Raw genomic sequence first — 10,280 nt, 5'->3', positions numbered from 1 at the left:
CTCATCGTCCATTAACACTCCCGCATGCGTCAGCGCATCCAGCGGTGCTTTCAGGATATTGTCCAGGTCGCGACGACGCTTATCCGGTGGCTCTGCAATCACCTTTATCGCCAGCCTTCCGGACAGGTTTAATTTCAGCCGCTGCTGGCGAACAATTAGCGCCACATCACGGCGATAACGCTTTCCGGCCTCCGAGATGAAATACGTATTGCCATGACGTCGCCAGTAGGTATTCACCGTCGGCGGGTAAGGCAAAACAAATTCTATGCGTTCAGTCATTCATGCTTTCCACTTCAGGACACCCGAATTTCTCGCGTGCATTAAAAAACGAATCAGCAACAACAGCTGGCTGCCGTGTTTTTCTTCAAAATCTTTTACCCCGGCGTGCAGTTCGTTATGACATTTACGGCACAGCGGAATAACAAACAAATCATCAGCCTTTGTTCCCATACCTCCCAGGCCATGATCAATGATGTGATGCGGATCATCTGCCTGATTACCGCACGTCATGCATTTCTGCGTTTTTACCCAGCGCGTGTATACAGGCATCTCTTCCCGTTGTGGTTTCTGGCGCTGGAGATACTGAGCCGGAGACTCCGGATCAACGGCGATGCTTACTAACGTCTTTTCCTGGAGTGGGGGCTGTTGCTGGTGGACGTGAAGTGGCAGCGCAATATTTTTTGTGCGCTGCTTCAGTATGCTGGTGGCAGTCTGTTCTCCCGGTACGATGTCACTCTCACGGTATACGGAGCGGATTTTTTCCACCGGTAATCCCAGTGAACGACACAATACAGACTCCGGAAGCGCATCAGCCACCTGATTGCAGACCGCCCACCAGGATAATTCGGCCAGCGATAACTCCCTCTCCTGCGTACCGCTGATTGCGTGACGGATGACGTCAATCATCCATGCTGACAAGTTTTGGTGAGCAAGTTGCTCAAGTGATTCTGAGGTCTGGTCACACAACTGGTTGTCGCAGTGCCAGCACAACACCATTGCGCCGGTACCATAACGGTGAATGACGGTTTCACTGTGGTGATAATCACCGTGTGGCCACTGGCAGGATTTAATATGGCGCAACAGCCAGTCAGACAGTGCACCAGCGCCGCCAGCAGCACGAATCACACGCTCATTGCTGAAAAATGGCAGTAATGATTTATCCTCCGCCAGCGGCTGGCGAACGGCAGGGACGACTCCGGATGGCAGGCCGCACATGCTTTTCGGTTCCGGCTCCACCAGCACTCGAGGATTATGAAATATCTGTATGGATTCACGGCCCGGCTTAAGGACCACCAGCCCAAGCTCAGGCACCAGAACAGGTCTAAGTAATACCCGCACGTTACCTCCAGATCCGTTGCTGGAAAGTGCGGGACGGACGTGGTGGGCGTTCGGAATAAGGCAGCCTGACAGAGATTATCCAGTGCCGATAGTCGAGACTGAGAGCTTTCTTAACCTCGAACCCGCGCCTGCGGTAAGAATGAATCAGCCATTCGGCCTGTTCTTCAGTACATGGTGGGTGTTGGTACCAGTCGGTTTTAAATGCGTGTGAACGCCGCTCATGCCGGATGGCAAGGTCGGTATCAGAATTGTGAAATTTGGTTTTGTGCGCCATCTGTTTTCTCTGCTGGCGCAGCAGGTGTCAGGTGTTCAGGCTGACGTGCGAATTGTAAACCAGAATGCCAGGAAAAAACAAAACCCGCCGAAGCGGGTTAAGTGCGGGTGCGTTGAGGATGCCTGACACATCAGAGGTGGCGAGGGATTTCTCCCCCGCCAGGTCTCTTACTCCTCAGGTTCGTAAGCTGTGAAGACAGCGACCTCCGTCTGGCCGGTTCGGATTCGTACCTCGCAGAGGTCTTTCCTCGTTACCAGTGCCGTCACTATGACGGTTAAACAGATGACGATCAGGGCGATTAACATCGCCTTTTGCTGCTTCATAGCCTGCTTCTCCTTGACCTTTCGGTCCGTAAGAGGCTAATCTCTATGTGTCGCATAGATATGGCCTCAGATTAATGTTAAGCGTCTTGCAGGACGCGTAATGTTAACTGGGGCTTTTCTCTATCTGCCTTTTGGTGTTCATGCCTGAGACAGATAGCCTCAAGCACCCGCAGTCATTCTACTTAACTAAGATTTCCCCGCAAACCGTTTTTGTCCGGCACAGTAAATATCCAACTAAACCAATGGCGTTCGCTGTATTTACCGCCAGTATTCAATGCACATGACCGCCATGAACACCCCTAAAAAAAGGGCATTTATATATCCAAATATTAATATCAAAACATCAACTTTTTCCATATACCTTGCTGTGAAGATGATGGGCATACATGATACGAACAACCAGAACGCAACAAACAAAAACTGCAATGCGTTTTTCATTATTCCTCCTACAATCAATGTGCAATTACATTTAAACACACCTCAGTTTGGCCGGACATATAAATATCTAAACCAGAAAAAATCACTTACATAGCGTTACAAACTCTTTAGTCTAAATATTCATCGTAAAACATTCCCCATACTTATCAGCCCGTTCTGCGCCAGGTAGCTCATTGCCTTATCTGGGAATCTGTAATCAGGTTTCCGGATGCTGGTGGATTTTCGCGTTTTAGTTGTTCATAAAAGTGCACAGCTTTAACCAGTTCTTCTGATGTAACCGGGACTGGCGGGGCAGTGAATAAGGCCTGAATTTCATAGTTCGGCCTGTCGTTACAATCCTCTTTTTTCGGTACATATTTCCAGTCACCAGACCACTACTTCCCCTGAAAGTCCGTAACGCCTTTTTTTTCACGTAGCGATATCGCCATGCCACTGTTTTTGCTTGCCCCGCCGTTTCATGCCCTTCCTGATAATTAACCTCGCTCATTCATCGCCCCACTCATCACAATATGCTTCGACCGGAGTTTTTCCTGCTTCATAATCATCACGCCATGCTTCAGCATCAGCAGCACTGCCACCACGTAACTCTGCATAGTCCATTAACAGTTCATGCCATTCTTCAAAACTGACGTTGTATTTAGTTGAACCAAAATCAGCCATTTTGTTCTTCCTCTTTGTCTTTTATTTCGTGATATGAGTAATTGCAGTAGTTAAAGAAAATATCTTTTGCTTCGTCATGTATTTCATCAGGCGTCGCATCATCATCCACTTCGAATTCATCCTCGAAATCTCCACCGGCTATTCCCGTTTCAATAATTATTTTAAACTTTCGCATTTAACTACCGCCCTTTCGGGCGGCCTCCTGATGTTCTGAGGGTGCAGAAATCCCTCCGGTTAAGGATTAAATTTTTAACAGAGCTAAATTTAATTATTCAGTTCTGGATTTTGTCGCCCTGCGTATCCGCGCTTTCGCGTTACGCTCAATCTGAATTAGCTTTTCTATATTTTTTCGCCTTTCCCGCTCCTCCTGACGCAAGAGCCTTACATCATCTGCCAGTCTGGTTTCTCTTTTCGCCACAGAGAGCATCCAGTCAAATGGCTCCACAACTGCACCGCAGATTTTACAGCGGACCTGACGCTCTTTTTCGTCAACCCGGACAGAGGCGTGATGACAATATGGTCTTTCCGATGGCTCATAAAGAAAATTAACCTGATTACGAGGGTCATCCTCTTTTACCGGAAATAAAACGATATTGCTTAACTCATCCTCTGGTTTTATTTCCATGCTCCTCTCCTTTGATGCGAATGCCAGCGGTAATTGAAGCCTGATAGCTAAATTCACTCACAGTACCGCCTCCTGAAAATTACCCTGATAGAAAGCCAGTACACGCTGCATAGCTTCACTCTTCCGGCACTCGCGACAGATTATGTTTAGGCGACTGTCGTAGCGACGTATTTCTCCGTCAGGTAACGACCAGATAAGGTCCGGATCAACCACAACCGGTTTCTTCAGCTTTGCCCTCGATAATTTTTTGCGGGCATTTTGCCAGTCTTTACGAGCCTGTTCAGACGGGAATAACCCGTAGCCAGAATTGTATACATCGCCACTGGCAACCAGCTCTCTGGCCAGAACGCTCATCAGATATCTTGTTGCCCCAGTTTTAGCTTCCAGTTGTCGTAACGTCTCGCGCCCACTCTGGCGTACGAGTTCAAGAACCTGTCCTTTAATTTTTTCCCGCTCTTCTTGTGTAAAAACTTTTGCCACAAGCCCTCCTGAAAATTACCTCATGACCAGAAATTAACACTTACCCCCTGAAGCCCGGCGGAATTTCGTTATCCGGTTCAGAAATATGATTCACACAACGCTGGTTGTTCGTGCCGCTTACCGGGAGCAGCCAGGGGTTTTCAAAATTCCGGTCCGGTCCAAAAAACGTCGTCGCTCGCTGAACAAATTCCGTTCCCGTTTTCCCGGTAGCCGCAAGGTATCTTGCGTAACGCCTCACGCCATCCAGCATGGCCTCTGGTGGCACCCCCTCGCGTAATCTGGCTTTCCAGGCACTGAAAGCGGATTTCTTCGGGTTTGCCCCGGCACGCAACGGGTATTCCCGCCAGACCTGTTCGAACACATCAGGATAATCCACTCGTCCCACAGGCTGCCCGGTGTTTTCCGGGACTACCCGATCGGCTTCCCGCTGAATGGCGGAATCGGCTTCAGGCTGCTGAAGTTGGTGTGATTGCTCCTGCCTTGCGGTCATCACCTGCTGCACAGCGCCCGAATCGGCTTTCAGCGCATACGCTGAATCGGCTTCCGGTGTCGTGCCTGCGGGCTGGCCAGGAGTGACGGTCTGAACATCCCCTGCCTGGTTCGTGGCGTTTTTTACGCCATGGACCATAGTGTTTTGATCTTCTTGATCTGTATCTTTATCTGTATCTTTATCTGTCGTGACTCGTCGTGACATGTGCGTGACATTTCGTGACTCGCCGTGACAATCGCCATTTTGTTCCCGCTTTCTTTCCCTCTCTCGCTGCGCCCTCTTGCGCTCTGCCGGAGATTTTGCGGTTTGCGAAATATTGCCGTTGTCCTCTTTCAGCACCTGGCGTTTTTCCCATCCAGTGATTAAATCACCATCAAGTACCCGCCCCTGCATCGTCTGCAAAATTGAATCAATTACCTCTTCTGTCACGTCGAGCGCACTTGCCAAATCTTCTGTCGTGACATCAATGTGACCTCGCGTGACATTTCGTGACGCGCTCACCAGGAGGTGGATATACACTGCCATCACTGTTGCAATTGGCTGCCCTGACACCCTGGCAATTGTTCGCCACTTAGGGTCATTTGGCATGTCATGCCATAATCTGAGCCAGGCGTTAGCCATACTCACCTCTTCTGATACCGAATCTTTTTACTCACGAGTTGCCGGAAGCGATTCGATATGGCTATTGTCAGTCAATGTACTGCCACAGCATTTCCTGCCGGGCCACCACGGTTCATCTGATTGAAACCGGCGATTGCCACTGCGACAAAATCATCAGCGTCTCTCACCAGTCGCTCCCGCGTCTCCACCAGCTCCCGAAAATAAGCTGAACTGTGGCTGCGCATTCTGGCCACCAGCAAAGGTGGCATTGCCTTTTCGATCGCTGGTAACAACGCCTGAATTTTTTCAACTGCATCAGGGGTGTCTTTCTCTACCCAGCGGAAAATTTTCTGGGTATTGCGAGCCAGGGCTTCCGGATGGCTGTCGTCATACAGTTCCGGGAACGTCATTCCCAGCTCGAAATACGCTTTGGTAATTTTCGCAGCCGGTACTTTTTCGCCGTCCGGATGCGCCCAGGCATTCATCGCCATGCGGATGTGTTCATGCTTGATTTTCATGAATCCCCCCTTGGTTAGAAGGCGGATTATGATCAGAACCGGGAATGACAACCGTCGGTATGTGTAACTCATATTTGAGCGCCCCGGCAGTGACTGCCTGAATTAGCAACGCCCATTTCCACGGAACCTCTTCCCCCCACATGCTGACTGTGGTTTTTGACGTTCCTAGAGCTGCGGCTGTTTTAACAACTCCGCCAAAATAGCCTAATACTTCTGATTTTTTCATGAGTCGCTCCATAAAACTGAACGTCAAAAGTTTAATAATCAAAACCAAAGAAAGTCAAGAAACAAAACCATCTGTGTTTTAAAATCAAAACATGAGCAAGCAAACTATATCTGAACGCATAACCCAACGTATGCATGCGCTAAACCTGAAAGGCAAAGACCTTGTCAATGGCACTGGCGCATCAAAAGGCTCCGTAAGTCAATGGATGAACGGTGGAGGAGCGCCGTCCTCGCGTTACATAAGTTCACTGGCAAAAATATTGAAAGTAAACGAAAATTGGCTTCTTAATGGAGGAGAGTTAAATACAGGTGATTCGCTTGATCTATCTTTACCGCCGATAAAAACGGTTCCGCTACTATCACTTCAGCAGGCAGCAAGCTGGAGTGATTATATGAAAAATTCCTCAATAACCTCTTGTGTGCAGCTTGTCGGAGAAATCCCGGTCAATACCTTTGCAGTTGTTCTAGAGAGTGACAGTATGTCAACATCTGGTGGGGGAGTTTCCATCCCAAATGGTTCAACAGTTTTTGTTGATCCCGATCGAACCGTACAACCAGGAAATATTGTCCTTGCCTTACCCAAAGGGACCACAACACCTGTCATTCGTAAACTGGAGATAGAAGGGCCGGATATTCTTTTAGTCCCCACGAATCCTCGCTACCCTTCAATTATGCTGGATGATCTATCTTGCATATTGGGCGTATGCTTTAAAATTCAACAAGATATTTAACCAACCTCATCTATTTGATTAACTGTATGCCATCGTGGTGATGGCTTAACAGCTGCCTGCTTAAAATGTTTTGATAAAAAAACATTGACCTGAAAAGTTCGTTTTTCTAAACCTCATTCATTCCCTCACCCCATCCTACAGAATGCAGGGCAATACTTCGAGTTACCAGGCAGTGGTCAGGGGTTAAGTAGCCAGCCCGAGGCGTAAGAACATGACGGCAGGGTTCAACTTTAATAACTATGCAGCAGGTTTTTGTTCCGCTACCCCGGCGTTAAGGGGAAATGAGGTCAGCATGGATACTATCGATCTTGGCAACAACGAATCTCTGGTGTACGGCGTGTTTCCAAACCAGGACGGCACCTTCACCGCAATGACGTATACAAAAAGCAAAACGTTTAAAACCGAAAATGGTGCCCGTCGCTGGCTGGAAAGAAACTCAGGTGAGTGATATGGATTTTGACACAATCATGGAAAAGGCTTACGAAGAATACTTCGAAGGCCTTGCCGAAGGCGAAGAAGCTCACAGCTTCAACGAATTTAAACAGGCGCTTTCCAGTTCGGCAAAATCTAACGGCTGATAAGCGAAACAGCACCGCGAGGAATCAGTATGCAGAAACGAGAACCCGTCATCATCGCGCCAGACTATACCGATGATGAACTTTATGAGTGGATGCGCCAGAAAATTAATGCAGCGCAGGATCTGAAATGGGCTAATGAAGCCAGAGCTAAGCAGGCTGAAAATCTGTCCGCTCTGGAGCAGGATATCACCAGGCTGGAAAAAGCAGCGGCATTAAGCATTGCCAGAATGATTACATACCCGCGTTAATAGATAACCAACGAAGCTAAGGTTGGTAATTAAGGAGTTCTCCACGGGTGAGGTGGAGTGCGTGCGCCGGACACGGGTGAGCATCCGGCACTGACAGTTTACTGAAAGGATATTTCCCTGAAAAGTCAGACCATAACGCGAAAGCGCACGGCGAGGTAGCTGGTTCATAGATAGCCTGTCGTTAAATTTTCGTCGACCGTGCGCTTCCGGTTGTGGCAATCCGCGAAATGGCGCGGCGGTAAGTATGGCGGGGTTATTCCTTCCCCCGTTGAGGACACCGGGTTGTCAGGTTGACCATACGCTTAAGTGACAACCCCACTGCAACGCCCTCTGTTATCAATTTTCTGGTGACGTTTGGCGGTATCAGTTTTACTCCGTGACTGCTCTGCCGCCCTTTTTAAAGTGAATTTTGTGATGCGGTGAATGCGGCTAAGCGCACGCGGAACAGTTAAAACCAAAAACAGTGTTATGGGTGGATTCTCTGTATCCGGCGTTAATTGTTAACTGGTTAACGTCACCTGGAGGCACCAGGCACCGCATCACAAAACTCATTGTTGAGGGCGCGATAATGAAAACGTTATTACCAAACGTTAATACGTCTGAAGGTTGTTTTGAAATTGGTGTCACTATCAGTAATCCTGTATTTACTGAAGATGCCATTAACAAAAGAAAACACGAACGGGAGTTATTAAATAAAGTATGCATTGTTTCAATGCTGGCCCGTTTACGTCTGATGCCAAAAGGATGTGCACAATGAATCCAGTATTTGCACTTATTCTGACGGTTTTTCTTGTTTCCGGAGAGTCAGTTGATATTGCAGTCAGTGTTCACAGAACAATGCAGGAATGTATGGCAGCAGCAACCGAACAGAAAATTCCAGGCAACTGTTATCCGGTCGATAAAGTTATTCACCAGGATAATAACGAAATCCCGGCAGGATTTTAAAACAGCACCGTAATAAATATCCAGTTTCATTCTTATATGTCAGCAATGGCAGAGATTTGTTCACCCTTAAATCTGTGATGAGGTTTACCAATAATGAGCACTGATAAAGAAGAATTTGCACTATATTGCGAAGCAAAAAATGACAAAGTAAGAAAACGCCTAGGAATTAAAGGTGGTTTTTACTGGACTACAGCAAAAAAATTATCTGTTGCAATCTCCCGCTGCATTACCGCAATGGATGACAACGATTATGATGAAGACGACTTTAAAAAACCCGTCCGCGTCAATTTGCCCGTTGTTGACGACCTTCCGCCAGAAGGCGTGTTTGATACTGAATTCTGCAACCGCTATGAAAAAGGCGGGAAAGATGGCATCACAATGACATTTATCGGCCCTTCCCCCTCTGTTCAGGACAAACCAGCCAGCACTGACAATACCAACATCAACGGCGAAGCCATGACTGAGATTGAGGAGAGCATGCTTCTGCCTGTCTCCGGTCAGGAACTGCCCATTCGTTGGCTTGCTCAACACGGCAGCGAAAAACCAGTAACGCACGTTTCACGCGACGAACTCCAGGCATTACACATTGCACGGGCTGAAGAACTACCGGCTGTTACTGCCCTGGCTATTTCGCATAAAACCAGTCTGCTCGACTCGCTGGAGATTCGCGACCTCCACAAACTGGTTCGTGACACTGACAAAGTTTTCCCTAATCCTGGTAATTCAGACCTGGGACTAATAACTGCTTTTTTCGAAGCATACCTAGACGCTGACTACACTGATCGGGGTTTGCTGACAAAAGAGTGGATGAAAGGAAATCGTGTTTCACGCATCACCCGCACGGCTTCCGGTGCTAATGCTGGCGGTGGGAACAAAACCGATCGCAATCCGAATTTAGTACACACCCTCGACACACTGGATGTGGAGATTGCAGCAGCCACACTTCCGATGGATTTTAATATTTATGAAATTCCGGGCAGCGTTTATCGTCGCGCAAAAGAAGTAGTCCTGAACAAAGAAAGTCCGTTCAAAGAATGGTCCGCAGCACTTCGTGCAACCCCGGGTATTCTGGACTATTCCCGCGCCGCTATTTTTGCACTTATCCGAAGCGCACACCCTGAATTTTATCACTACCCGGGACGCCTTCAGGGGTATATCAACGCCTATTTGACGGAAACTGATCACGAGAACCCCAGCAAGGAAACTCTCACAGCTGCCCGGCATACGCCGGAAAAAGATATCCTGGAAGAAATTAACCGCGAGGTGGTTACTGAGCGTGAAACAGAAGAAGAAAAACCACAACCATCTGACGCAATGGCAGGTGAACAGGCAACAACTGAAACAATGGAACCGGATACAACTGAACATGGCCAGAACGCGCAGTCGCTGGATGCTCAGTCGCAGGTGAGTTCCGCTAACCAAGTAAAAGTCACCGCTGACGAAGTAAACAAAATTATGCAGGCAGCCAATATCAGCCAGCCTGACGCCGATAAGTTACTTGCTGTATCGCGTGGTGAATTTGTTGAGGGGATTAGCGACCCTAATGATCCGAAATGGGTCAAAGGGATCCAGACTCGCGATTCTGTGAACCAGAACCAGCATGAATCGGAACGGAACGACCAAAAAGCGGAACAAAACAGCCCAAATGCGTTACAAAACGAGCCAGAAACGAAACAATCCGAACCAGTGGCGCAACAGGAAGTGGAAAAAGTCTGCACCGCCTGCGGTCAGACCGGCGGCGGCAACTGCCCTGATTGTGGCGCGGTGATGGGCGACGCAACATACCAGGAAACATTCGATGAAGAGT

The 10,280-nt window shown here is 48.2% G+C and carries 19 protein-coding genes and 1 pseudogene; 8 read left to right on the top strand and 12 right to left on the bottom strand.

The annotated features are described in order from the left end of the window. The 3 genes from C4F37_RS26080 to C4F37_RS26070 form a co-directional block, all read right to left on the bottom strand. Positions 1 to 279 (bottom strand): RusA family crossover junction endodeoxyribonuclease (locus C4F37_RS26080; protein WP_106106739.1); only part of this gene is annotated, 279 nt, incomplete at its 3' end. Then, entirely contained in the window at positions 280 to 1,338 is a 1,059-nt protein-coding gene (locus C4F37_RS26075) for a DUF968 domain-containing protein (RefSeq protein ID WP_001550965.1), read from the bottom strand. It lies immediately after the preceding gene. A gap of 1 nt (position 1,339) precedes the next feature. Then, complete coding sequence (locus C4F37_RS26070; protein WP_023141427.1) at positions 1,340 to 1,612, bottom strand: hypothetical protein; 273 nt, start codon at positions 1,610 to 1,612, stop codon at positions 1,340 to 1,342. Between C4F37_RS26070 and C4F37_RS28315 the strand changes: the two genes are divergently transcribed. Then, a complete protein-coding gene (locus tag C4F37_RS28315; protein ID WP_001112736.1) occupies positions 1,559 to 1,738 on the top strand; it encodes a hypothetical protein in 180 nt (59 codons plus the stop codon). The genes C4F37_RS26070 and C4F37_RS28315 overlap by 54 nt on opposite strands. A 41-nt stretch (positions 1,739 to 1,779) precedes the next feature. Here C4F37_RS28315 and hokD read toward each other — a convergent pair whose 3' ends face one another. The 9 genes and pseudogenes from hokD to C4F37_RS26015 all read right to left on the bottom strand — a co-directional run bounded on the left by hokD (position 1,780) and on the right by C4F37_RS26015 (position 5,972). Further along, positions 1,780 to 1,935, bottom strand: a complete 156-nt coding sequence (gene hokD / locus C4F37_RS26060; RefSeq protein WP_000813254.1) for a type I toxin-antitoxin system toxin HokD — start codon at positions 1,933 to 1,935, stop codon at positions 1,780 to 1,782. A 608-nt stretch (positions 1,936 to 2,543) separates the two neighbouring features. Further along, positions 2,544 to 2,860 (bottom strand): annotated as a pseudogene (locus C4F37_RS27625) (hypothetical protein). Then, complete coding sequence (locus C4F37_RS27620) at positions 2,857 to 3,033, bottom strand: hypothetical protein (RefSeq protein WP_000753060.1); 177 nt, start codon at positions 3,031 to 3,033, stop codon at positions 2,857 to 2,859. The pseudogene C4F37_RS27625 and the gene C4F37_RS27620 overlap by 4 nt, the downstream one beginning before the upstream one ends. After that, on the bottom strand, positions 3,026 to 3,208 hold the full coding sequence (locus tag C4F37_RS26040) for a DUF7167 family protein (RefSeq protein WP_001550964.1): 183 nt from the start codon (positions 3,206 to 3,208) through the stop codon (positions 3,026 to 3,028). Before C4F37_RS26040 ends, C4F37_RS27620 begins: the two co-directional genes overlap by 8 nt. Before the next feature lie 93 nt (positions 3,209 to 3,301). Beyond that, the gene (locus tag C4F37_RS26035; protein WP_000403785.1) at positions 3,302 to 3,658 is read right to left on the bottom strand and encodes a hypothetical protein; all 357 of its coding nucleotides are present in this window, start codon (positions 3,656 to 3,658) and stop codon (positions 3,302 to 3,304) included. Between the two features lie 57 nt (positions 3,659 to 3,715). Beyond that, positions 3,716 to 4,138, bottom strand: a complete 423-nt coding sequence (locus C4F37_RS26030; protein ID WP_001151150.1) for a DUF977 family protein — start codon at positions 4,136 to 4,138, stop codon at positions 3,716 to 3,718. Between the two features lie 40 nt (positions 4,139 to 4,178). Beyond that, positions 4,179 to 5,249 carry a hypothetical protein gene (locus C4F37_RS26025; RefSeq protein WP_001262390.1) on the bottom strand — a complete coding sequence of 357 codons (1,071 nt, stop codon included), beginning with the start codon at positions 5,247 to 5,249 and terminating at the stop codon, positions 4,179 to 4,181. A gap of 71 nt (positions 5,250 to 5,320) precedes the next feature. Further along, a complete protein-coding gene (locus C4F37_RS26020; RefSeq protein WP_000693850.1) occupies positions 5,321 to 5,746 on the bottom strand; it encodes a toxin YdaT family protein in 426 nt (141 codons plus the stop codon). Continuing rightward, positions 5,730 to 5,972, bottom strand: coding sequence for a Cro/CI family transcriptional regulator (locus tag C4F37_RS26015; RefSeq protein ID WP_000747951.1), 243 nt, complete (start codon positions 5,970 to 5,972; stop codon positions 5,730 to 5,732). The genes C4F37_RS26020 and C4F37_RS26015 overlap by 17 nt, the downstream gene beginning before the upstream one ends. 391 nt (positions 5,973 to 6,363) lie before the next feature. Between C4F37_RS26015 and C4F37_RS27460 the strand changes: the two genes are divergently transcribed. From C4F37_RS27460 to C4F37_RS25975, 7 genes are all read left to right on the top strand, one after another. Next, the gene (locus tag C4F37_RS27460) at positions 6,364 to 6,702 is read left to right on the top strand and encodes a LexA family protein (RefSeq protein WP_001420344.1); all 339 of its coding nucleotides are present in this window, start codon (positions 6,364 to 6,366) and stop codon (positions 6,700 to 6,702) included. Positions 6,703 to 6,994: 292 nt separating this feature from the next. Further along, positions 6,995 to 7,150: a DUF1391 family protein gene (locus C4F37_RS26005; protein WP_000379575.1), complete on the top strand. Its 156-nt coding sequence runs from the start codon at positions 6,995 to 6,997 to the stop codon at positions 7,148 to 7,150. 1 nt (position 7,151) lies between these two features. After that, complete coding sequence (ydfB, locus tag C4F37_RS28185; RefSeq protein WP_000344933.1) at positions 7,152 to 7,280, top strand: protein YdfB; 129 nt, start codon at positions 7,152 to 7,154, stop codon at positions 7,278 to 7,280. Between the two features lie 29 nt (positions 7,281 to 7,309). Beyond that, positions 7,310 to 7,528 (top strand): protein YdfC, encoded by a 219-nt coding sequence (ydfC, locus tag C4F37_RS25995; protein ID WP_001171946.1) that lies wholly within the window; start codon positions 7,310 to 7,312, stop codon positions 7,526 to 7,528. Positions 7,529 to 8,096: 568 nt separating this feature from the next. Next, on the top strand, positions 8,097 to 8,285 hold the full coding sequence (dicB, locus tag C4F37_RS25985) for a cell division inhibition protein DicB (RefSeq protein WP_000854558.1): 189 nt from the start codon (positions 8,097 to 8,099) through the stop codon (positions 8,283 to 8,285). After that, positions 8,282 to 8,473 carry a DUF1482 family protein gene (locus C4F37_RS25980; protein ID WP_001070259.1) on the top strand — a complete coding sequence of 64 codons (192 nt, stop codon included), beginning with the start codon at positions 8,282 to 8,284 and terminating at the stop codon, positions 8,471 to 8,473. The genes dicB and C4F37_RS25980 overlap by 4 nt, the downstream gene beginning before the upstream one ends. A 93-nt stretch (positions 8,474 to 8,566) precedes the next feature. Further along, positions 8,567 to 10,280 (top strand): RecE family exodeoxyribonuclease (locus C4F37_RS25975; protein WP_134687757.1); only part of this gene is annotated, 1,714 nt, incomplete at its 3' end.

Origin of the sequence: Escherichia sp. R1 (assembly GCF_003000935.1) — a bacterium.
Taxonomy (GTDB): Bacteria; Pseudomonadota; Gammaproteobacteria; order Enterobacterales; family Enterobacteriaceae; genus Escherichia; species Escherichia coli.
The sequence above is the reverse complement of the archived record's forward strand: the minus strand, read 5'-3'. Positions and strand labels throughout refer to the sequence as shown.

Excerpts from the sequence above, each read along its gene's own strand:
- C4F37_RS26020 (WP_000693850.1), bottom strand. The coding sequence starts at position 5,746 with ATGAAAATCAAGCATGAACACATCCGCATGGCGATGAATGCCTGGGCG.
- hokD (WP_000813254.1), bottom strand. The coding sequence starts at position 1,935 with ATGAAGCAGCAAAAGGCGATGTTAATCGCCCTGATCGTCATCTGTTTA.
- C4F37_RS26035 (WP_000403785.1), bottom strand. The coding sequence starts at position 3,658 with ATGGAAATAAAACCAGAGGATGAGTTAAGCAATATCGTTTTATTTCCG.
- C4F37_RS26025 (WP_001262390.1), bottom strand. The coding sequence starts at position 5,249 with ATGGCTAACGCCTGGCTCAGATTATGGCATGACATGCCAAATGACCCT.
- dicB (WP_000854558.1), top strand. The coding sequence starts at position 8,097 with ATGAAAACGTTATTACCAAACGTTAATACGTCTGAAGGTTGTTTTGAA.
- C4F37_RS26005 (WP_000379575.1), top strand. The coding sequence starts at position 6,995 with ATGGATACTATCGATCTTGGCAACAACGAATCTCTGGTGTACGGCGTG.
- ydfC (WP_001171946.1), top strand. The coding sequence starts at position 7,310 with ATGCAGAAACGAGAACCCGTCATCATCGCGCCAGACTATACCGATGAT.
- C4F37_RS27460 (WP_001420344.1), top strand. The coding sequence starts at position 6,364 with ATGAAAAATTCCTCAATAACCTCTTGTGTGCAGCTTGTCGGAGAAATC.
- C4F37_RS26015 (WP_000747951.1), bottom strand. The coding sequence starts at position 5,972 with ATGAAAAAATCAGAAGTATTAGGCTATTTTGGCGGAGTTGTTAAAACA.
- C4F37_RS27620 (WP_000753060.1), bottom strand. The coding sequence starts at position 3,033 with ATGGCTGATTTTGGTTCAACTAAATACAACGTCAGTTTTGAAGAATGG.
- C4F37_RS26040 (WP_001550964.1), bottom strand. The coding sequence starts at position 3,208 with ATGCGAAAGTTTAAAATAATTATTGAAACGGGAATAGCCGGTGGAGAT.
- C4F37_RS28315 (WP_001112736.1), top strand. The coding sequence starts at position 1,559 with ATGCCGGATGGCAAGGTCGGTATCAGAATTGTGAAATTTGGTTTTGTG.
- C4F37_RS26070 (WP_023141427.1), bottom strand. The coding sequence starts at position 1,612 with ATGGCGCACAAAACCAAATTTCACAATTCTGATACCGACCTTGCCATC.
- ydfB (WP_000344933.1), top strand. The coding sequence starts at position 7,152 with ATGGATTTTGACACAATCATGGAAAAGGCTTACGAAGAATACTTCGAA.
- C4F37_RS25980 (WP_001070259.1), top strand. The coding sequence starts at position 8,282 with ATGAATCCAGTATTTGCACTTATTCTGACGGTTTTTCTTGTTTCCGGA.